Below are 20163 nucleotides of genomic sequence, written 5' to 3'. Positions count from 1 at the left end.
TTGCTGCGCAAGATGATCAACGGCCTGCGGGGGAGCGTCCGCCTGGAGGTCTCCGGCGCGTTTCCGGAGCGGTTTTTGAATCTGTGCGCCCAGAACGGTATAGCCTTCTGGGACGTGGAGTGGCTGGAAGCCACCCGGCTGCGCCTTACCCTGACCCGCGCGGGCGGCCGCGCCGCCCCGGAGCTGGCCGGACGGGTCCTGTGTGAGCTCAGCCGGGTAAAGACCGGAGGCGTGCCTTTTTTTCTGGAGCGGTTCCGGAAGCGGTACGCCCTGCTGGTGGGGCTTTGCCTGTCCCTGACCGCAGTGCTGGTGCTCTCCCGGTTCATCCTGATCATCGATGTGGAGGGAAACGAGACGGTGCCCACCGCCCAGATCCTCTCCGAACTGCGGCGGCAGGGGCTGCGGGTGGGCGTATACGGTCCCGGGCTGGATGAGCGGGATCTGGCCCACGAGGCCCTGCTCCAGCTGCCCGACCTGTCCTGGATGGCCATTAACCTCCACGGTACCAGGGCCCAGGTGCTGGTGCGGGAGGCAGTCAAAAAACCGCCCGCGGAGGACGGGAGCGTTGTGGGGGACGTGGTGGCCGAGTCGGGGGGCATCGTCTCCCACATGGAGGTGCTCTCTGGGGAGGCGGTCTGTCAGGAAGGGGACACCGTGGCGGCGGGAGACGTGCTCATCAGCGGCAGCGTCAAGCTTCCGGGGCCGAAATACGGCGGCGGCGTGGACCTGGGCTGGAGCCAGGTGCGGGCCGCCGGGCGGATATATGCCCGCACCTGGCGTACGCTGACGGCCCAGATCCCTCTGGAGGCCCAGGTGAAGCAGTATACCGGCTCGGAGGAGACCTGCTGGAGCCTGACATTTTTGGGCGTGCGGACGGTTTTTTCGCAAAACAGTGGAATTTCCTTCCCGGAGTATGATAAAATGAGTCGAGCGTGGACGGCGGCTCTGCCCAGCGGCCGGGAGTTGCCCCTGACGCTGAAGCGTGAGACGGTGCGGGAATATGTGACCGTCCCGGCTCCCATTGACCGCGCGGCGGCGCAGGCCCTGCTGGAGGAGCGGCTGGAACTGGCCCTCCGGGCGGCGCTGGGGGACGGCGAGGCGGTGAGCACGGCGTTTTCCGCCGCCGAACGGGACGGGATGCTGCGGGTGACCCTCCAGGCGGAATGCCGGGAGGAGATCGGGCGGTTCGTCCCGGCGCAGGGGCTGCCGGAGACGGCTGCCCAGGAGTCCCAGCCGGAAGTATAACAGGAAAATGAGGCGTACCAATGATAGAACAGACCATCAGTGTGGAGCGCATGGAGCAGGCGGTGGACCTGTTCGGGTCCTTTGACGAGAACATCAAGATCATCGAGCACGAGCTGGGCGTCAGCGTAGTCAGCCGGGATTCGGAGCTGAAGATCTCCGGAGAGGCGGAAAACGTCCTCTACGGGGTAAAGGCCATCCAGGGGCTGCTGTCCCTGGCGGCCCGGAAGGAGACCATCACCGAACAGAACGTGCGCTATATCATCAACCTGGTCCGGGCGGGAAATGAGGAGCATATCAACGACATCGCCAAGGACGTGCTCTGCGTCACCGCCAAGGGCAAGCCCATCAAGGCCAAGACCCTGGGCCAGAAACGATATGTGGACGCCATCCGAAAGAATACCGTTACCCTGGGGGTGGGGCCGGCGGGGACCGGCAAGACCTATCTGGCGGTGGCCGCCGCGGTGGCCGCCTTTCGGGAAAAGCAGGTCAACCGCATCATTCTCACCCGCCCGGCGGTGGAGGCGGGGGAGCGGCTGGGCTTTCTGCCCGGCGACCTGCAAAGCAAGGTGGACCCTTACCTGCGGCCCTTGTACGACGCGCTCTTCGACATGCTGGGGGCGGAGACCTACAACAAGTATCTGGAGCGCGGCAACATCGAGGTGGCCCCGCTGGCCTATATGCGGGGGCGCACTCTGGACGACTCCTTCATCATCCTGGACGAGGCGCAGAACACCAGCCGGGAGCAGATGAAGATGTTCCTCACCCGTCTGGGCTTCGGCTCCAAGATCGTCATCACCGGCGATATCACCCAGATCGACCTGCCGGCCGATAAGGTCTCGGGCCTCAAAGAGGCCATGCGGGTGCTCCAGAACGTGGAGGACATCGCCATCTGCCGCCTGGGCGAGGCCGACGTGGTGCGCCACGTGATCGTGCAGCGCATCATCAAGGCCTACGAGCAGGACGAGGAGCGGAGGACGAAATGAACCATCAGATCATCATCGAATCGGAGACGGAGGGCGCGGAGGAGTACGCCGCGCTGCTCCAACGGGTCATCCCCGCCGTCCTGGAGGCGGAAGGGGTGGCGTTTGACTGCGAGGTGGACGTGCTGCTTACCGACGACGCCGGCATCCATGCCATCAATTTGCAGCAGCGTGGGGTAGACCGTCCGACCGACGTGCTCTCCTTCCCCATGTTCGAGCTTGCCCCGGGGACGCCGCCCGCGTTGGAAGATGTGGAGGCCGACCCCGGCAGCGGCCTGGTCCCCCTGGGGGACATGGTCCTCTCCCTGGAGCGGGCAAAGGCCCAGGGGGAGGAGTACGGCCACGGCGCCCGGCGGGAGACGGCCTATCTGGCGGTGCACTCGGTGCTGCACCTGCTGGGGTATGACCACCTGGATGAGGGGGAGCAGAAGCGCCGGATGCGCGCCCGGGAGGAGACTATCCTGGGCGCACTGGGGATCCCCCGGGAGACGGCGGAGGGGTAAGAAGGCTTGGCCAGGCAGTACAAAATTGCTCAAGAAAGCTGAGGATCACCTATGGACAAGACAAAATCCGGCATGATCGCCATTGTGGGCCGGCCCAATGTGGGCAAGTCCACCCTGACCAACGCCCTGGTGGGCGAGAAGATCGCCATCGTCACCAATAAGCCCCAGACCACCCGCAACCGGATCTGCGCGATCCTGAATCGGGGGGAGAGCCAGTTCGTGTTCCTGGATACGCCGGGGCTGCACCGGGCCCGCACCCGGCTGGGAGAGTATATGGTGGGCGTGGTGCGCCAAAGCGTGGCCGACGTGGACGCGGTGCTGCTGCTGGTGGAGCCCATCGCCAACGTCGGCGCGCCGGAGGAGGAGCTCATCCAGCGCATCAAGGCCCTGGACATGCCCGCCGTACTGGCGGTCAACAAAATTGATACCGTGAAGAAGGACGAGCTGCTGGCCGTGATCCAGACCTATGCCCAGGCGCATGCGTTTGCCGCCATCGTGCCCATTTCCGCCAAGGACGGCGAAGGGGTGGACGAGCTCCTGGAGGTGTTGGAGCGCTTCCTGCCGGAAGGGCCCCGGCTTTTTCCCGAGGATATGATCACCGACCAGCCCGAGCGGCAGGTGTGCGCCGAGATCGTGCGGGAGAAGCTGCTGCTCTGCCTGGACAAGGAGATCCCCCATGGCACCGCTGTGGAGGTGACGAAATTTTCCCAGAGAGAAGACGGCATGATCGACCTGGACGCCACCATTTACTGTGAAAAAAACAGCCACAAGGGGATCATCATCGGCAAGGGCGGCGCCATGCTGAAAAAGATCTCCACCCTGGCGCGGGAGGATATCGAGCGCTTCATGGGCGAGAAGGTCTTCCTTCAGACCTGGGTGAAGGTCAAAGAAAACTGGAGAGACCAGGTGAATTTGCTCAAGAACTTCGGCTACCGGGACGAGTGACGCGCTCCGGCGGACCCAAGCCGGTTTTCTTGCCCGCGTGAGCGGGCCGCGCCCCGGCGCGCCAAGCGTTTGCAGAGCAAACCTTGCCGCAGGGCGGATTCATTCCGCCCGAGGAAGAGAGAATCGGGGCCCCGCGGGACGGGACGTCCCGTGGGCAAACGGGAGAGACCAGGTGAATTTGCTCAAGAACTTCGGCTACCGGGACGAGTAAACGGCAGGAAACCGCCGGGGCCGACGTTCCGGTAAGCGGATGGGACGGGCGGGCCATCAAATTTTACCGCTCATAAAGCCCGCCGCCGGGGCCAACCTAACAGACGGAAAAGGGGGGCTGCGGTATGGACAGTCAAGCGTTTTGGCGGTTTTTCCTGGAGACCGGCCTGCCTGAGGCGTACAGCCTCTACTGCCGGCTGAAGGCGGAGGAGGCCGCGGCGCGGACGGTGAAAACGGCCTGATCCGGGCGGGCGTTCGGGCCCGCCTACATAGGGCCGGCCCAGACGACGGCCGGATACGCGCTTCGGCAAACGGGGGAAGGGTTATGCACATCAATACCCAGGGCCTGGTGCTCCGGGAGGTCAACTACAAGGAGGCGGACAAGATCTTGACGGTGCTTACCGCCGAGGGCGGCAAACGCACCGTCAAGGCCCGGGGCTGCCGAAGGAAGGGGAGCCGCTTGGCGGCCTGTGCCCAGCTGCTGGTGTACTCCGAAATGACCTTGTTCGAGTATCGGGACTACTATACCCTCAACGAGGCGGAATCCCTCCAACAGTTCTGGGGCGTGAAAGCCGACGTGGAAAAGCTGGCCCTGGGGTCCTACTGTGCGCAGGTGCTGGAAGCGGTGGCGGAGGAGGGGCGGAGCGATCCGGAGCTGTTGTCCCTGATCCTGAACACCCTCTACGCGCTGGACAAGCTGAACAAGCCGCAGGCGCTGGTGAAGGCCGCCTTTGAGCTCAGGCTGATGTGTTTGGCGGGATATGAACCGCTGCTGGACGCCTGCGCCGTCTGCGGCGTGCCTGCGCCGGAGCAGCCCCAGCTGAGCCTGTCCGAAGGGGTGCTCTGCTGCGGGCGCTGCCGGGCCGGGGCGGGGGACGGGCCCTTTCTGCCGCTGGAGGGCGGCACGCTGGAGGCGATGCGGCACATCGTCTACGGCGACCCAAAGCGGCTGTTTTCCGTTCCGGCGGACGGGGCGGCTCTCGCCTGTCTGGCGGAGGTGTGCGAGCGTTTTTTGACCGGCCAGCTGGACCGGGGCTTCCAGACGCTGGACTTTTATAAACAACTGAAAGCGGGGATGTAATGTGGAACTGTACATAGCCGACGCCTTTACCGCCACGCGCTTTTGCGGCAATCAGGCCGGGGTGGCCCTGCTGGGGCGGGAGCCCTTCCCGGAGGAAGGCTTCCTGCGGGCTCTGGCGGGGGAACTCAAGCACTCGGAGACCGCCTTCGTGCGGCAGACCGGGGAGCGCTCCTTCCACATCCGCTACTTTACCCCGGCGGAGGAGGTGGACCTGTGCGGCCACGCCACCATCGCGGCGTTCACCGTCCTGCGGGAAACCGGGGGCGTCCGCCCCGGCGCGTGCACGCTGACCACCCGCTCCGGCGTGCTGGAGATCGGGGTGGAGCAAAACGCCGTGTGGATGGACATGGCGCCGCCGGCGCAGGGGAGGACCTTCTCCGCGGAAGAACAGGCCGAACTGTATGCCGCGTACGGCCTGACGCTGGCCGACCGCCCGGCGCAGCTGGAGGCACAGGCGGTCAGCACCGGGCTTATGGATATCCTGCTGCCGGTGAAGGACGGGGCGGCCCTGGGGCGGGCCGTGCAGGACGAACGGACCGTCACGGCGCTGTCCCGGCGCTACGGCGTGGTGGGCGTGCACATGTTCTGCCTGGGGGACGCGCCGGGCGTGACCGCCCGCTGCCGCAACTTTGCCCCCCTTTATGCCATTCCGGAGGAGGCGGCCACCGGCACCTCCAACGGCGCGCTGACCGATTACCTGTACCGCCGGGGGCTGGTGTGTCCCGGCGGCGAGAACCGGTTCCTCCAGGGCGAGGCGATGGGCAAGCCCTCGGAGATCTTGAGCCGCCTGACGGACACGGACGGGAAGGTCCGCGTCCGTGTGGGCGGCCGGGCGGTCCTCTCCCTGCGGTGTGCGCTGTTGGGGGAGTGAGCCCGCCGATCCTGTCAGTTTGGAGAATCACCTATGACCGATTTGTTTGAAAAATCCATTCATACCCTGGAGCTGCCCCGGGTGCTGGAGCTGCTGGCGGACCAGGCGGTGACCGAGGAGGGCAAGCAGCGCTGTCTGGCGCTGCGGCCCATGACCGACGCCGGCGACGTGCGCCGCGCCCAGGCCGAGACCACGGCCGCCGTGACGATGATGACGGTGCGGGGCACCCCTTCTTTTTCCGGCGTCAAGCCGGTGCGCGCCTCCCTTCAGCGCGCCGACATGGGGGGGAGCCTGAATACCCGGGAGCTGTTGGAGATCGCGGCGGTGCTGCGCGCGGCGCGCTCCGCAAAGGACTACGGCGAGGGCGGCGAGGGTGCGAAAAGCTGTATCGACCACCTGTTCCGCTCCCTGACGGCAAACCGTTTCCTGGAGGAGAAGATCACCGGCTCCATCCTGGGGGAGGAGGAGATCGCCGACGCGGCCAGCCCGGAGCTGGCCGCCATCCGGCGGCATATCCGTTCCACCGCCTCCAAGGTGCGGGACATCCTGAACCGGCTGCTCTCCTCCAATCAGGCCAAATACCTTCAGGAGGCCATCATCACCCAGCGCAACGACCGCTTTGTGGTACCGGTGAAATCGGAGCACAAAAACGATGTGCCCGGCCTGGTCCACGACGTATCCTCCTCCGGTTCCACCTTTTTCATCGAGCCCATGGGCGTGGTGAAGGCCAATAACGAGCTGAAGGAGCTCCAGGCGCGGGAGGAAAAGGAGATCGAGCGCATCCTGGCGGAGCTCTCCGCGGAGTGCGCCGCTCACAAGGAGGATCTTGCCCAGGACTATGACCTGCTGCTGCTCCTGGACGGCATTTTTGCCCGCGCCAAACTGTCCTACCGGATGCGGGCCTGCGAGCCGAAGATCACGGAACGGGACGTCTATCTGCACCGCGCCCGCCACCCGCTGCTGGACGCGGACAAGGCGGTGGCAAACGACCTGATGCTGGGGGAGACGTTCGACACTCTGGTGATCACCGGCCCGAATACCGGCGGCAAGACGGTGACCCTCAAGACCATCGGGCTTTTGGTCCTGATGGCCCAGTGCGGGCTGCACATCCCGGTCTCCGGCGACAGCCGGGTGCGGGTGTTTCAGCGGGTGCTGGCCGACGTGGGGGACGAGCAGTCCATCGCCCAGAGCCTGTCCACCTTCTCTTCCCATATGGTCAATATCGTGGGCATCCTGCAGCAGGCGGACGACGAGACCCTGATCCTCTTCGACGAGCTGGGAGCGGGCACCGATCCGGTCGAAGGCGCGGCGCTGGCTGCCGCCATCATCGAGAGCGCCCGGGCGCTGGGCGCCCTGGTGGCCGCCACCACCCACTATGCCGAACTGAAGGTATACGCCATGACCACGCCCGGCGTGGAAAACGCCTCCTGCGAATTCAATGTGGAGACGCTGGAGCCCACCTACCGGCTGCTGATCGGGATCCCCGGCAAATCCAACGCGTTTGCCATCTCGGAGCGGCTGGGCCTGCCGCGTGAGGTCATCCAGAAGGCCGCCCAGCGGGTCGATGCGGAGAACGTGCGCTTTGAAGATGTGCTCACACAGCTGGACGAACAGCGCCAGCAGATGGAGCGCGAGAAGGACGAGGCCCGGCGGCTGCGGCGGGAGATGGAGGAATCCTCCAGGACCATCCGGGAGTACCGGGCCAAGCTGGAGGCCGAGCGGGCCAGGGCCGTGGAAAAGGCCCAGGCGGAGGCCCGCGCCATCCTGGACGAGGCCCGCGGCACGGCCGACCAGGTGTTTCAGCAGCTCAACGAAATGCGCCGCCGCCAGCGGAAAGAGGAAGACTGGCAGGCTGTCAACGACGAGCGCTCCGCCCTGCGCCGCCGACTCAACGAGGCGGAGGGAAAGCTGGGCCGGCGGCCCGAGGAGCCCGCGCCGCCCCCCACCCGTCCGGCCCGGGCTGGAGATACGGTGGAGCTGGTGAAGATGGGGACCCAGGCCGCGGTGCTCGCCGTGAATAAGGACGGCTCCCTGCAGCTGCAGGCGGGGATCTTGAACATCACGGCCAAGCAGGATGAGGTGCGGGTCGTGGAGGGCGAGACCCGGAAGCAGGCCCAAAAGCTGATCCAGCGGGCGGAGCACAAGCTGCGCACCCTGGGGGCCTCTCCGGAGGTGGATCTGCGGGGCATGATGACCGACGAGGCCGTCGGCGCGCTGGATCTGTTCCTGGACAACGCGGTGCTGGGCAAACTGAATGAGGTGCGCATCATCCACGGCAAGGGCACCGGCGCGGTGCGAAAGGCCGTGCGGGAGCACCTCAAGCGCAGCCGCTACGTCAAATCCTTCCGTCCCGGCCGCTACGGAGAGGGCGAGGACGGCGTGACGATTGCGGAGCTGAAGTAAAGAGCCTGTATTGGTTCCCCGTCAATAAAAACAGTTTCGACTGCGTAATTTGTGCATTTTGTCATTGACGGTTTGGGACAAATTTGCTATTCTATACGTGAAGTATGCTTAACGCATCTTGGGGGGAAACGCTATGTATATGAAAGAGGCAGTCGTGAACAACCAGGTCGGCCTGCATGCAAGACCGGCTACGTTCTTCATCCAGAAGGCCAACGAGTTTAAGAGCTCTATTTGGGTGGAGAAGGACGAGCGCAGAGTCAACGCAAAGAGCCTGCTGGGCGTCCTTTCCCTGGGCATTGTGAAGGGCACGTCCATCAACCTCATTGCCGACGGCCCCGACGAGAAAGAGGCGGTGGAAGCGCTCATCGAGCTGATCTCCTCCAACTTCTCGGAGTAAGCACCGAGCGAGAGAAAAAAGCGCCGCAATGCGGCGCTTTTTTTGATAATGGGGGTGCGGTATGGAAGCAACAAAGAGCTTGAAACGCGAGAGATACCTGTTCTGGATTTTGGTGGGCGGCCTGCTGTTTCTGCGGTTTCCGTGGATCATACTGGGCAAAGCCCTTGCCCCTGCCTACGGTGCGGGGATCGTAGTGGTCTTTGAAGTGGGCACCTATCTGCTGACAGCCCTGCTGGTTTTTCTGGAGCGGAAGCGGCTGGCGGAGTACCACATTGACAGTCTGGCTCTGGTACTGCTGCTGGGTGCGCCGGTTGTCATACTCATTGGGAGCAAAACCGGGGGTTATGCCCTGCCCGGACAGGGGATCAAGGCCCTTTTTGCGTCGGTGCTGCTGATTGCGCTGCTGATCTGGCGGCCGGTTCTGCCCAAACGGGGTGCGGCACAGACGGCGATCTACCTAGGAGCGGCGGTGCTGATCGGCGGAGCGCTGGCAATCGTGTCCGGCTTTCTGCTGTCCTTTCAGGTTCAGAAACCCCTTGATTTGTCCAGGTTCCCTTCGGCGGGAAGACTGCTGTATGAGGCCCTCTATCAGTTGGACTATGCCGCTGCGGCGGAGGAACCCCTGTTCCGCGGCTTCCTGTGGGGAGGACTGCGGCGGTGCGGCTGGAAGGATCATTGGATCTGGCTGTTCCAGGCGCTTCTGTTCGCGGTGGGCCATGTCTACTATGTGGGGGTCTATAATATCTCCGCCTTTCTTGTGGTACCGCTGGCTGCACTGGTCCTTGGCCTCGCTGCCTGGAAGACCAGAAGCATTGGCACCAGCATGATCGTACACGGGATTACAAACGGATTTGGCAATGCCCTGGTCTATCTGTTTTGCGGCTTGTTGAGATAGTCCCGCTGCTGAAGGTGGGGAAGGAGTGCGGACCGTGAGACCATCCGTGACGCCAAAGCCACAGAGACGAAGCGATCTGCGCATGCGCCTGGGCGCGACCCTGTTCTGCCTGCGGCGGCGGGCCTTTTGGCATACCGGTGGGCTGCGCTTCGCTAGGCTCCGGCCGGAGGCGGAGTGCCCCTGTCTCTGGGCGGAGCACAGCACCCCGCTGCTGCGGCAGCTGCGGGGGGAGGAGATGGCCCTCCAGCGCAATAAGGTGACCAATCTGCGCCTGGCCCTGTCCCGGCTGGACGGACTCACCCTGGCGCCAGGGGAGACCCTGTCCTTCTGGCGGGCGGTGGGCAAGCCCACCCGGCGGAAGGGCTATGTGGAGGGGATGCTCCTGCGCAACGGCCGGGTGGCCGCCGGGATCGGTGGCGGATTGTGCCAGATGACCAATCTGCTCTACTGGATGACCCTCCATACCCCGCTGACGGTGACCGAGCGGTGGCGGCACGGCTACGACGTGTTCCCCGACTCCGGCCGCACCCAGCCCTTTGGCAGCGGGGCCACCTGCTTTTATAACTACATGGACCTGATGGTGCGCAACGACACCGAGCACACCTGGCGGCTCACCCTCCGCCTCACTGAAACCCACCTGGAGGGGGAGTGGCGGGCCGGCGCCCCCTGCGACCGCCGGTATGAGGTGTACGAAAAGGAGCACTATATCCAGGGGGAGTACTGGGGCGGCTTTACCCGGCACAATACCCTATACCGCCGGACCTTCGACCTGGAGGGGACGCTGCTGGGGGACGACTTCCTCATCGAGAACCACGCCATCATGATGTACGACCCCATGCTGCCCGGGAACAGCCCGGAGTCCCTGCCCGCCTCATAGGGGCGGCAGGGCATACGGAGTCCAGCAGAAAGGAGGGCCGGGCCGATGCAGGCATCGGCCCCTGCCATCATATGACCTTCGACGAGTTGAAAGAAAAAGCCCATGCCCTGCCGCTGAAGCCGGGCGTATATATCATGCAGGACGCCAAGAACGAGGTCATCTATGTGGGCAAGGCCAAGGCGCTGAAGAACCGGGTGAGCCAATATTTTGCCAACCTGGCCTCTCACACGGAGAAGACCCGGGCCATGGTCGGCCAGATCGACCACTTCGACGTGATCGTGGCCGATTCGGAATTTGAGGCGCTGATACTGGAAAATTCCCTGATCAAGCGCCACCAGCCCCGCTACAACATCCTGCTGAAGGACGACAAGGGCTATCCGTATATCCGCCTGACGGTGAAAGAGGATTACCCCAAATTCTCGCTGGCCAACCGCCCGGCGGAGGACGGGGCGCGCTATTTTGGGCCGTATGGCAGCCGGGGCGCCACCCAGGGCATCATCGACGCGCTGCGGCTGGCCCTGCGGCTGCCCTCCTGCCATAAGAAGTTCCCGCGGGACATCGGCAGGGAGCGCCCCTGCCTGAACTACCATATGGGCCAGTGCGACGGTTACTGCCGCCCCGGCGTGGACCAGGGACGTTACCGGGAGGCGATGGATCAGGCCGTGCGCCTGCTGGAGGGGAAATTTCAGGAGGTGGGCGAGGAGCTCCAGACGGAGATGGCCCGCGCGGCGGAGGAGCTGCGCTTTGAGAAGGCCGCCGAGCTGCGGGACCGCTACCGTGCCATCGAACTTTTGAGCAAGCGGCAGAAGGTGGTGGCCGCGTCCCTGGCGGATACCGACGTAGTGGGATTCCACCGGGGGGAGGCTACCCGCAGCTGCTTCGTGGTGCTCCACTACGTCGACGGGGAGCTGGCCGCCAAGGACTGGGACCTGATCGACACCCCGATGGAGGAGGACACCTCGGACGTCGTCTCCGCCCTGGTACGGCAGTATTACGGCTCCAGGGGGCGGCTGCCCGGGCAGATCCTGCTGCCCTGTGAGCTGGAGGACGAGGCGCCGCTGACCCGGATGCTCTCCGAACAGGCGGGCTGCCGGGTGAGCCTGGTCACCCCGCAGCGGGGGGCAAAGATGGACCTGATCCGCCTGGCCAACAAAAACGCCGCGGAAGAGGTGGAGCGCTGGACCAGCCGGGAGGAGCGGCAGAATAAGCTTCTGGAGCTGCTGGGGCGCATGCTGGATCTGGAGGGCGCGCCCCGCCGCATGGAGTCCTACGACATCTCCAACCAGGGCGCGGACGATATCGTGGCCTCCATGGTGGTATACGTCGACGGCAAGCCCCTTAAGCGGGACTACCGGCAGTTCAAGCTCAAGGATATGGCCGGACCCGACGACTATGCCGCGATGGAGCAGGTGCTGACGCGGCGCTTCCAGCGCTATTTGGACGGGGATGAAAAATTTGCCGGCCGGCCCGACCTGCTGCTGATCGACGGCGGGGAAAACCATGCGCGCGTGGCGGTGCGGGTGCTGGAGACGCTGGGGCTTTCCATCCCGGTCTTCGGCATGGTGAAGGACGACCGGCACCGTACCCGGGCGCTGGTGACGCCGGACGGACGGGAGATCGGCATCCAGGGCAATCAGGCCGTCTTTTCCCTCATTGGTCAGATCCAGGAGGAGACGCACCGCTTCGCCATCGAATTCCACCGCCAGCAGCAGGCCCGGCGGGTGCGCTCCTCCGTGCTGGATCAGATCCCCGGCGTGGGGGAAAAGCGCCGGGCCCAGCTGCTGAAGCACTTCAAGAGCGTCAAAAACATCCGGGCGGCCTCCCGCGAACAGCTGGAGGGCGTGGTGCCGAAGAATACCGCGAAGGCGGTATACGACTATTTTCAGACAGACGGAAAGGCGCGGCCATGAGAGCAAAAATCTTATTGACGATCGCGCTGCTGGCGCTGCTGTGTGCCTGCGGCGGCGGGACGGACGCGGCGCCCGCGAGCGGTGTGGACGCCGCCCAGGTGGCCCGGAGCGTGCTGGACAGCCAGACGGACGCCGGAGGGCTGTCGGAGCAGAGCGGGGAGGACCTGGCGTTTTACCTGACCGGGCTGTACGGGCTGGAGGAGGGGAGCTGGAGCGACGCGGCGGTCTATGCCGCCTCCGGCGTGGACGCCCGGGAGATCGCGGTGCTTTGCCCGGCGGCGGAGGACGGGCTGGAGGGGCTGTGCGCCGCGCTGGAGGCATACCGCCGGACGCGGGCGGGAGATTTTTTCGGCTATGCGCCCGCCCAGTCCGCCCTGCTGGAAAACGCCGCGGTGGTCACCGGCGGAGGCTATGCGGCCCTGCTGGTCTGTCAGGATCTGCAGGCGGCCAAGGACGCCTTTGCCGCCTGCATCGAGGAAGCGGCGGTCCCCGTGATCGCCCCGGCGGACGTGCCGCAGGAGCCTGCGCAGAGCGCCTCGGAGCCGGAAACGCCCCGGGAAGCGGAGAACGCCCCCGCGCCGTCCGCGGCAGCTTCGGATGCGCCGCAGCACGCCGCGGGTGGTACCGCCCCGCCCTCCGCCCCGGCGTCACCCGCGCAGACCGCAGCGCCTACGGCCACACCGGTCCCGGTCCTCAACCCGGACCTGGATATCAGCGGCTTTGTCCCCTTTGACCCGCCCAATGAGCACGATATGAGCCTTTACGACACCGCGGCCATCCAAGCGGCCTGGACCGGCGGGGACGCGAGCGGCCTGAGCGAAAAGGACGCGGCGGTCCTGGAGCGCTGCCGGGAGATCTTCGCATCATGCATCACCGACGGCATGACCGCGTTTGAGCGGGAGCTGGCCCTCCACGATTATCTGGTGGCGTGGGGGGAATATGACCAGACCGTCTACGATGCCCGGACCCCTCAGGGGCGGGCGGATAACACCAATCCCTACGGTATGCTGACGGGGGGATACGGCATCTGTCTGGGCTACGCCACCACCTTTCAGCTGCTGATGGACCTGGCGGAGGTAGAGTGCATCACCGTGGTGGGCGCGTCCTCCGATTCCACCGGGGATCATGCCTGGAATATGGTGCGCCTGGAAGGGGAATGGTATTGTGTGGACCCCACCTGGGACGATCCTTCGGGGGACTACACCGGGGTGGATCCGAGCTGGATGACCCGGATGAACCACCGCTATTTCAACGTGACCAGCGACCACATGCGCCGTACCAACCACCAGTGGGATTACCGGAACGTGCCGGAAGCCGTTTCCATCCGCTTTTTCTGGGATGGGACGGGCGAACTGCCCCATTAGGCCCAGGGAAACGGGAAGGGGCTGCGCCGGCAGACACCAAAATCGAAAGGAAGATCGCCATGCGCGTCATTACCGGCACGGCCAGAGGCCGGAGGCTGAAAGAGCTGCCCGGTCTGGAGACCCGGCCGACCACCGATAAGGTAAAGGAATCCATGTTCAATATCATCCAGTTCGACATCGAGGGACGGACCGTGCTGGATCTGTTCAGCGGCACCGGACAGCTGGGCATCGAGGCGCTGTCCCGGGGCGCGGAGCGCTGTACCTTTGTGGACCTGCGGAAGGATGCGGTGGCGGTGATCCGGGAGAATCTGGCCCATTGCAGGATGGAGGAGCGGGCAACGGTGATCCAGGGGGATTCCCTGGCCTTTCTCAGCGGCTGCCGGGAGCGCTTCGACCTGGTCTTTCTGGACCCGCCCTACCGGACCGGACTGCTGGAAAAGGCGCTGGAGACCATCGCCAAGATTGACATCGTCACCGGAAATGGTATAATAGTCTGCGAAAGTCCAGCGGAAAGCGTCCTGCCGGAGGGGACCGCCCCCTATGAGAAGGGCAGGGAGTACCGCTACGGCAAGATCAAAATCACCCTGTACCGCCGCACCGTGTAAGAGACGCGGCGCGCTACACGAGGATGTGGATGTGTGAAGACCGCCATTTATCCAGGCAGCTTTGACCCCATCACCCTGGGGCACCTGAATATCATCAAACGGGCCGCCGTATGCTTTGACAAGCTCATTGTCTGCGTGCTCATCAATTCGGATAAGCACGGCGGCCTGTTCACCCCGGAGGAGCGGGCCGACCTGATCCGGCGGGTGGTGGCCAAGCTGCCCAACGTGGAGGTGGACTGCTCGGCTACGCTGCTGGCCGAGTACGCCCGGCAGAAAAAGGCCTGTACGCTGGTGAAGGGCCTGCGGGCCGTGTCGGACTATGAAAACGAGCTCCAGATGGCCCTCATCAACCGCAAGCTCAACCCCCGCCTGGAGACCATGTTTCTGCCCTCCAGTGCGAAATATACTTATGTAAGCTCCAGCGTGGTCAAGGAGATGGCCCGCTATGGGGCGGACCTGAGCGATTTTGTGCCCAGGGAGATCATTGACGACGTAAACGCAAAAATGAAAAGCAGGAGGGATGGCTGATGGCTACCGGAGTAGACGAATTGCTGGATATGCTCTTTGAGATGATCGACGAGGCCAAGAGCCTGCCCCTCTCCAGCGACAAATGCATCGTGGAGCGGGACAAGGCTCTGGACCTGCTGGATGAGATCCGGGCCCAGTTCCCCATGGAACTGGCCGAGGCGAAAAAGCTCATTGCCGCCCGGACGGAGTACATCGCCTCCGCCAAGCGGGAAGCGGAGCTCATCCGCAAGCAGGCGGAGGACCAGGCCAAGCAGATGCTCGCACAGGACGAGCTGATGGCCCAGGCCAAGCAGAAGGGCAATGAGATGATCCGCACGGCGGAGGAGCGCAGCCGGGAGCTGCGCCGTGCAGCCAACGAGTATTGCGAGGACGTGATGCGCCGGGTGGAGGAGGCGCTCTCTGAGGCCCACGGCGAGGTGCAGCGCTCCCGCACCAAGTTCCGCGCCCTGGCCAGCGGCGCCGCCGCGCAGGGCGGGAGCCGCCAGCCCTATGACGCGGAAGCGGAAGGACACTGAATAGAGTCACAAAAAGAAACATCCCTTGCGCACAAGCGCAAGGGATGTTTCTTTTTGAATTGGATTACAAGATATAGTATAAGTCAAAACGATACATACCAGATTTGGAAACGGAAGAAGCGCTGAGCGGCAAAACCAAAATCGAACAGATGTTTTTGGTGCGGAAAAGAAAGAAATTCCATTGAAAAAAGCAGGGTTTTGACGCAAAAAAAGAAGCAAAAAACTATTGCAATTCCGCGGACAAGCCTTTATACTGAAGATGATAGTGGGGCAAAGTGGAGTGAAAAACCGGAATTGAGAAGTAAAGTGGGGGGAGTGGGCACGTGACCGGCACCTATGAGCACAGCATCGACGCCAAGGGCCGTCTGTTCATTCCCGCCAGGCTTCGGGAAGAACTGGGGGCGGTGTTCTACCTGGCCATGGGCGTGGACGCGTGCCTGGCCATCTATCCCCAGGCGACCTGGGACCGCTTTACGGAAAAGTTTGCCTCACTGCCCATGAGCCAATCCAAGGCCATGCGCCCCCTCTTTGCCAACGCCGCCCGGTGCGAGCTGGACAACCAGGGGCGTATCGTCATCCCACAGAAGCTGCGCAGGTATGCCGGTCTGGAAAAGGACGCCGTGATCATCGGCGTCCATGACCGGGCGGAAATCTGGAGCGCGGATGCCTGGCAGGCCCAGGAGGAGGAAGAGATGACGCCGGAAAAGATGTCGGCCTGTATGGAGGCGCTTGGATTCTGATATGAACGAGCAGGAATTTGTCCACCGCCCGGTGCTGCTGGACGAGTGCATCGACGCGCTGGCCATCCGGCCGGACGGGATCTATCTGGACGGTACGCTGGGGCGGGCGGGCCACTCCCGTGAGATCGCCCGGCGGCTCACCACCGGGCGGCTCATCTGTGTGGACCGGGACCAGGCGGCCTTGGACGCCGCGGCGGACAAGCTGGGGGAGCAGATGGAGCGCGTGACCCTGGTCCACAGCAATTTCGACCGCCTGGATGAGATCCTGGATACGCTGGGGATCGGCGGCGTGAACGGCATGCTGTTTGACCTGGGGGTGTCCTCTCCTCAGTTGGACGACCCGGCCCGGGGCTTTTCCTACATGCAGGACGCGCCGCTGGACATGCGCATGGATCGGACCGATACCCTGACGGCCCGGACGGTAGTGAATGAGTGGCCCCAGGAGGAGCTGCGGCGCATCCTCTACCAGTACGGAGAGGAGCGGTATGCCCCCGCCATCGCGGCGGCTATCGTCCGGGCCAGGGACCAAAAGACGATCGAGACCACGCTGGAGCTGGTGGATGTGATCCGCTGCGCTATGCCGCCCGCCGCCCTGCGGGAAAAGCAGCACCCCGCCAAGCGGACGTTCCAGGCCGTCCGGATCGCCGTCAACGACGAGCTGGCCGCCGTGGACCGGATGGTCGGCGCGGCGGTGCCGCGGCTTGTTTCCGGCGGGCGCCTGGCGGTGATCTCCTTCCACTCGCTGGAGGACCGTATCGTTAAAAACGCGCTGGCGGCTTTTGCAAAAGGCTGTACCTGCCCGCCGGATTTTCCCGTCTGCGTGTGCGGAAAGAAGCCCAGCGTCCGGCTGGTGCACAAAAAGCCCATCGTCTCCGGAGCACGTGAGCTGGAGGAAAACCCGAGAGCCCGCAGCGCCAAGCTGCGGGTGGCAGAGAAATTGTGAGATCCCCTTTTGGGATGAAAGATTGGAGTGGACCTGGCTATGGCAACTGCGGCCAAACGGCGCAACCGATATCGGACTTATGAGGGCGTCTCCTACGCGTCTTACGACGGCTCAGCCGCCCGTCAGCTGGAGCAGGGCGCCGAGATTCTCCAGCCCCGCCCGCTGGTGCGGCCCCGGGAGCGGGCCGTGGCCCGGCCCCGGGTGCAGGTGCGGCAGGCCGGCAGCGTCTCCCTGTTTGCGGTGGCGGGCTTTCTGGCGGTCGGCGTGTTCGCGGTGCTGCTGCTGATGAGCTACGTACAGCTCAACACCATCGCCGAGCAGGTCGTCTCCCTGCGCAGTGAAATGAGCGCCCTCCAGTCGGAGGAGGCCAAGCTGCGGGCCCAGTATGAGCTGTCTTACGACCTGTCTGAGATCGAGCAGTCGCTCACCGCGGACGGCAGTATGGTCAAGCCTCAGAATGGCCAGGTCATCTACGTGGACCTGTCCGAGCCGGACGCCGTGACCTTCTATGACCGGGAGGAGCCGCTCTCCGGCCTGCGGGGCGCGTTTGAGAGCGTAAAATCCATCTGCGGAGAGATCGTGGAATATTTCCAGTAAAACCAGCCATATACTGATTTGCAGACCCCCATACAATACAGAACGGGCTGCCGGCGGCGGCCTTCCAGAGAAGAGGGCGTAAGAAAAGGAATTTTCTTACGCCCTCCTGCGGTATCCAAAGACGTCCGACCAAGACAGGAGGCAGGCACGATGGCGCCCAGAAGAAGAAAAAGCAGAATGGTACCTCAGCAGCCTGACCGGCGGGCCAACCGGACGATCCTGCTGCGCACCCTGTTTCTGATGCTGGTCTGCGGCGTATGCGCTTTTGTTCCGTTGTTCGTCAAGCTTTATCAGATCCAGATCGTGGAGCACGAGAAGTATGAGCAGCTTGCCATCGACCAGCAGACCCGGGATTCCACCGTCTCCGCCAGCCGGGGCACCATCTATGACAGCAAGGGCACGCCGCTTGCCATGAGCTATACGGTGTATAATATCCAGCTCTCTCCGCGGGATATCGTCAAGCTGCAGGACGCCTATCAGGAGGCGGTGGAGACGGCCCGGGAAAAAGGGAAGGAGGCTCCGGACTACCCGGAGCCGACCAATCAATTCATCGCGGAGGGCCTGTCGGAGATCCTGGATCTGGACGTGGCGGATATCATCAAGCGGCTGGAAAAAGTCAATTCCGCTTATGAGATCGTCAAATGGCGGGTGGAGGAGGAGGAGAGCGACGCGGTACGGGAGTTCATCACCCAAAATCACCTTTCCGGCGGCATTTTCGTTATGCCTACCACGAAGCGGTACTACCCCAAAGGGTCCCTGGCGGCCCAGGTCATCGGCTGGGTCAACTACAACAGCGACGGCAAAGGCGCTTACGGCATGGAGGCCGTCTATGAGGAGCAGCTGGCCGGGCAGACCGGCCGGGTGGTCACCGCCAAAAACGGGAAGGGCACCGAGATGCTCTACCGTTTTGAGGAATACTACGATGCCACCGACGGCAACGACCTGAAGCTGACCATCGACGCCACCATCCAGTCCTACTGCGAACGCATCCTGGCCAAGGGCGTGGAGACCTTTGAAGTGCGGGACGGCGGCTTCGCCATCGCCATGGATCCCAACACCGGCGCCATTCTGGCCTGGGCCAACTCCCCAACCTATGATCTGAACAGCCCCTGGACGGTGACCGATCCGGTGTTGGCGGAGTATCTGGAGAAGGTGAAAAACGATCCCGGCTCCAGCGACCAGGCCTATCTGGAGGCCCTGGGGCAGGTGCAGAACCAGCAGTGGCGCAACAAGGCCATCGTGGACACCTATGAGCCGGGCTCCACATTCAAAGCCATGGTGCTGGCCGCCGCGCTGGAGGAGGGGGTGGTCACCGAGAGCGACCATTTCTACTGTTCCGGCGTGGCGACGGTCGCGGACCGTAAAATCCGCTGCTCCAAGCGGGAGGGGCACGGGGACCAGGACCTGGCCACCGCGGTGGGCAACTCCTGCAACCCCGCCTTCATCGCCATCGGCCAGCGGCTGGGCGCGGAGAAGTTCTACGACTATCTGGAGAACTTCGGCATGATCGGCAAGACCGGCATCGACATGCAGGGCGAGGCCGACAACTCCAAGGGCGGCCTGGTATGGGACCGGGACTTTTTTACCGGCGTCTACGGCGAGACCTCTCTGGCCACCGCCTCGTTTGGCCAGCGCTTTAAGGTCACCCCCATCCAGCTGATCACCGCCGCCTCCGCCGTGGTCAACGGCGGGCACCTGATGCAGCCCTATGTGGTTTCGGACGTGACCGACTCGGATGGGAACATCATCAGCCATACCGACCCCACGGAGGTCCGGCAGGTGGTCAGCGCGCAGACCAGCGAGCGCTGCCGCACCATCCTGGAAAAGGTGGTGGACGGCGGCACCGGCAAGAACGCCCGGGTAGAGGGCTACCGCATCGGCGGCAAGACCGGCTCCTCCGAGACCGGCGAGGACGACCACACCATCGTCTCCTTCCTGGGCTTCGCCCCGGCCGACGACCCGCAGGTCATTATCCTTTTGGCCTACGACAACCCCAAACCGGTCTCCGCCGGCAGCAACTATACCGCCGGCGGCTGGTACATCAGCGGCGGCAACATGGCGGCCATTATGGCGGGAGAGCTGCTGGAGGATATTCTGGATTATCTGGGCGTGGAGAAGACGTATTCCGCTCAGGCGGACACGCTGGTGCCCAATCTGACCGGCCTGAACCTGGCTGACGCCACCAGCCGTCTGAAAAACGCCAACCTGACCGTACGCACCGTGGGCGGCGGGGATACCGTCACCGGACAGATCCCGGCCTCCGGCGCGTCCATCCCCGGCGGCAGCCAGGTGGTGGTCTATCTGGGTGAGAGCGTCCCCACCGATCCCGTGGAGGTGCCCAATGTGACGGGCAAGACCGCGGAGGCCGCCCGGCAGGCGCTGGAGAATGCGGGGCTCTATATGAAGGCCACCGGCGCCACGGACTACGGCTCCAGCACCGTGGCCCTCAGCCAGTCCATCGAGGCGGGCACCCTGGTAGATCGGGGTACCGCCGTGGAGGTACAGTTTATCGACAATTCCGGCGGCGGCGCCGGGTGGGGATTCTAAGGCGCGT

General features: G+C 64.1%; 19 protein-coding genes. All 19 read left to right on the top strand.

Annotated elements, in window-relative coordinates:
* The 19 genes from NE547_RS09265 to NE547_RS09175 all read left to right on the top strand — a co-directional run bounded on the left by NE547_RS09265 (nt 1) and on the right by NE547_RS09175 (nt 20156).
* Nucleotides 1-1245 carry a sporulation protein YqfD gene (locus NE547_RS09265; RefSeq protein WP_256175563.1) on the top strand — a complete coding sequence of 415 codons (1245 nt, stop codon included), beginning with the start codon at nt 1-3 and terminating at the stop codon, nt 1243-1245.
* 20 nt (nt 1246-1265) lie between these two features.
* The gene (locus NE547_RS09260) at nt 1266-2228 is read left to right on the top strand and encodes a PhoH family protein (RefSeq protein ID WP_186906308.1); all 963 of its coding nucleotides are present in this window, start codon (nt 1266-1268) and stop codon (nt 2226-2228) included.
* The gene (gene ybeY / locus NE547_RS09255; RefSeq protein WP_186906307.1) at nt 2225-2728 is read left to right on the top strand and encodes an rRNA maturation RNase YbeY; all 504 of its coding nucleotides are present in this window, start codon (nt 2225-2227) and stop codon (nt 2726-2728) included. Before NE547_RS09260 ends, ybeY begins: the two co-directional genes overlap by 4 nt.
* A 51-nt stretch (nt 2729-2779) precedes the next feature.
* The gene (gene era / locus NE547_RS09250) at nt 2780-3673 is read left to right on the top strand and encodes a GTPase Era (RefSeq protein WP_186906306.1); all 894 of its coding nucleotides are present in this window, start codon (nt 2780-2782) and stop codon (nt 3671-3673) included.
* Between the two features lie 535 nt (nt 3674-4208).
* Nucleotides 4209-4964 (top strand): DNA repair protein RecO, encoded by a 756-nt coding sequence (recO, locus tag NE547_RS09245; RefSeq protein WP_186906305.1) that lies wholly within the window; start codon nt 4209-4211, stop codon nt 4962-4964.
* A gap of 1 nt (nt 4965) precedes the next feature.
* Nucleotides 4966-5835, top strand: a complete 870-nt coding sequence (locus NE547_RS09240) for a PhzF family phenazine biosynthesis protein (RefSeq protein ID WP_186906304.1) — start codon at nt 4966-4968, stop codon at nt 5833-5835.
* A gap of 33 nt (nt 5836-5868) precedes the next feature.
* Complete coding sequence (locus NE547_RS09235; protein WP_256175560.1) at nt 5869-8238, top strand: endonuclease MutS2; 2370 nt, start codon at nt 5869-5871, stop codon at nt 8236-8238.
* A 133-nt stretch (nt 8239-8371) separates the two neighbouring features.
* Entirely contained in the window at nt 8372-8635 is a 264-nt protein-coding gene (locus tag NE547_RS09230; protein WP_007495691.1) for an HPr family phosphocarrier protein, read from the top strand.
* A 61-nt stretch (nt 8636-8696) separates the two neighbouring features.
* Nucleotides 8697-9530: a CPBP family intramembrane glutamic endopeptidase gene (locus NE547_RS09225; protein ID WP_256175556.1), complete on the top strand. Its 834-nt coding sequence runs from the start codon at nt 8697-8699 to the stop codon at nt 9528-9530.
* 82 nt (nt 9531-9612) lie between these two features.
* Nucleotides 9613-10407, top strand: a complete 795-nt coding sequence (locus NE547_RS09220; RefSeq protein ID WP_305148489.1) for a VanW family protein — start codon at nt 9613-9615, stop codon at nt 10405-10407.
* A 71-nt stretch (nt 10408-10478) separates the two neighbouring features.
* Nucleotides 10479-12317, top strand: coding sequence for an excinuclease ABC subunit UvrC (gene uvrC / locus NE547_RS09215; RefSeq protein ID WP_186906301.1), 1839 nt, complete (start codon nt 10479-10481; stop codon nt 12315-12317).
* The gene (locus NE547_RS09210) at nt 12314-13681 is read left to right on the top strand and encodes a DUF4358 domain-containing protein (RefSeq protein ID WP_186906300.1); all 1368 of its coding nucleotides are present in this window, start codon (nt 12314-12316) and stop codon (nt 13679-13681) included. The genes uvrC and NE547_RS09210 overlap by 4 nt, the downstream gene beginning before the upstream one ends.
* A 59-nt stretch (nt 13682-13740) precedes the next feature.
* The gene (gene rsmD, locus NE547_RS09205) at nt 13741-14286 is read left to right on the top strand and encodes a 16S rRNA (guanine(966)-N(2))-methyltransferase RsmD (protein WP_186906299.1); all 546 of its coding nucleotides are present in this window, start codon (nt 13741-13743) and stop codon (nt 14284-14286) included.
* A gap of 33 nt (nt 14287-14319) precedes the next feature.
* Nucleotides 14320-14814: a pantetheine-phosphate adenylyltransferase gene (gene coaD / locus NE547_RS09200; RefSeq protein WP_186906298.1), complete on the top strand. Its 495-nt coding sequence runs from the start codon at nt 14320-14322 to the stop codon at nt 14812-14814.
* On the top strand, nt 14814-15329 hold the full coding sequence (locus NE547_RS09195; protein ID WP_186906297.1) for a hypothetical protein: 516 nt from the start codon (nt 14814-14816) through the stop codon (nt 15327-15329). The genes coaD and NE547_RS09195 overlap by 1 nt, the downstream gene beginning before the upstream one ends.
* A 323-nt stretch (nt 15330-15652) precedes the next feature.
* On the top strand, nt 15653-16069 hold the full coding sequence (mraZ, locus tag NE547_RS09190; protein WP_256175552.1) for a division/cell wall cluster transcriptional repressor MraZ: 417 nt from the start codon (nt 15653-15655) through the stop codon (nt 16067-16069).
* 1 nt (nt 16070) lies between these two features.
* A complete protein-coding gene (gene rsmH, locus NE547_RS09185) occupies nt 16071-17012 on the top strand; it encodes a 16S rRNA (cytosine(1402)-N(4))-methyltransferase RsmH (protein WP_186906295.1) in 942 nt (313 codons plus the stop codon).
* A gap of 39 nt (nt 17013-17051) precedes the next feature.
* Nucleotides 17052-17609 carry a hypothetical protein gene (locus NE547_RS09180; protein ID WP_256175550.1) on the top strand — a complete coding sequence of 186 codons (558 nt, stop codon included), beginning with the start codon at nt 17052-17054 and terminating at the stop codon, nt 17607-17609.
* A 150-nt stretch (nt 17610-17759) separates the two neighbouring features.
* On the top strand, nt 17760-20156 hold the full coding sequence (locus NE547_RS09175; protein ID WP_256175549.1) for a penicillin-binding transpeptidase domain-containing protein: 2397 nt from the start codon (nt 17760-17762) through the stop codon (nt 20154-20156).
* Nucleotides 20157-20163: the final 7 nt, after the last annotated feature.

Origin of the sequence: Flavonifractor sp. DFI.6.63, from assembly GCF_024462255.1 — a bacterium.
GTDB lineage: Bacteria > Bacillota > Clostridia > Oscillospirales > Oscillospiraceae > Lawsonibacter_A > Lawsonibacter_A hominis.
This window is presented reverse-complemented; position numbering and strand designations above follow the sequence as displayed.

Excerpts from the sequence above, each read along its gene's own strand:
- rsmD (WP_186906299.1), top strand. The coding sequence starts at position 13,741 with ATGCGCGTCATTACCGGCACGGCCAGAGGCCGGAGGCTGAAAGAGCTG.
- NE547_RS09180 (WP_256175550.1), top strand. The coding sequence starts at position 17,052 with ATGGCAACTGCGGCCAAACGGCGCAACCGATATCGGACTTATGAGGGC.
- NE547_RS09235 (WP_256175560.1), top strand. The coding sequence starts at position 5,869 with ATGACCGATTTGTTTGAAAAATCCATTCATACCCTGGAGCTGCCCCGG.
- uvrC (WP_186906301.1), top strand. The coding sequence starts at position 10,479 with ATGACCTTCGACGAGTTGAAAGAAAAAGCCCATGCCCTGCCGCTGAAG.
- recO (WP_186906305.1), top strand. The coding sequence starts at position 4,209 with ATGCACATCAATACCCAGGGCCTGGTGCTCCGGGAGGTCAACTACAAG.
- era (WP_186906306.1), top strand. The coding sequence starts at position 2,780 with ATGGACAAGACAAAATCCGGCATGATCGCCATTGTGGGCCGGCCCAAT.
- NE547_RS09175 (WP_256175549.1), top strand. The coding sequence starts at position 17,760 with ATGGCGCCCAGAAGAAGAAAAAGCAGAATGGTACCTCAGCAGCCTGAC.
- rsmH (WP_186906295.1), top strand. The coding sequence starts at position 16,071 with ATGAACGAGCAGGAATTTGTCCACCGCCCGGTGCTGCTGGACGAGTGC.
- NE547_RS09225 (WP_256175556.1), top strand. The coding sequence starts at position 8,697 with ATGGAAGCAACAAAGAGCTTGAAACGCGAGAGATACCTGTTCTGGATT.
- NE547_RS09230 (WP_007495691.1), top strand. The coding sequence starts at position 8,372 with ATGTATATGAAAGAGGCAGTCGTGAACAACCAGGTCGGCCTGCATGCA.
- NE547_RS09210 (WP_186906300.1), top strand. The coding sequence starts at position 12,314 with ATGAGAGCAAAAATCTTATTGACGATCGCGCTGCTGGCGCTGCTGTGT.
- ybeY (WP_186906307.1), top strand. The coding sequence starts at position 2,225 with ATGAACCATCAGATCATCATCGAATCGGAGACGGAGGGCGCGGAGGAG.
- NE547_RS09220 (WP_305148489.1), top strand. The coding sequence starts at position 9,613 with ATGCGCCTGGGCGCGACCCTGTTCTGCCTGCGGCGGCGGGCCTTTTGG.
- NE547_RS09195 (WP_186906297.1), top strand. The coding sequence starts at position 14,814 with ATGGCTACCGGAGTAGACGAATTGCTGGATATGCTCTTTGAGATGATC.
- NE547_RS09260 (WP_186906308.1), top strand. The coding sequence starts at position 1,266 with ATGATAGAACAGACCATCAGTGTGGAGCGCATGGAGCAGGCGGTGGAC.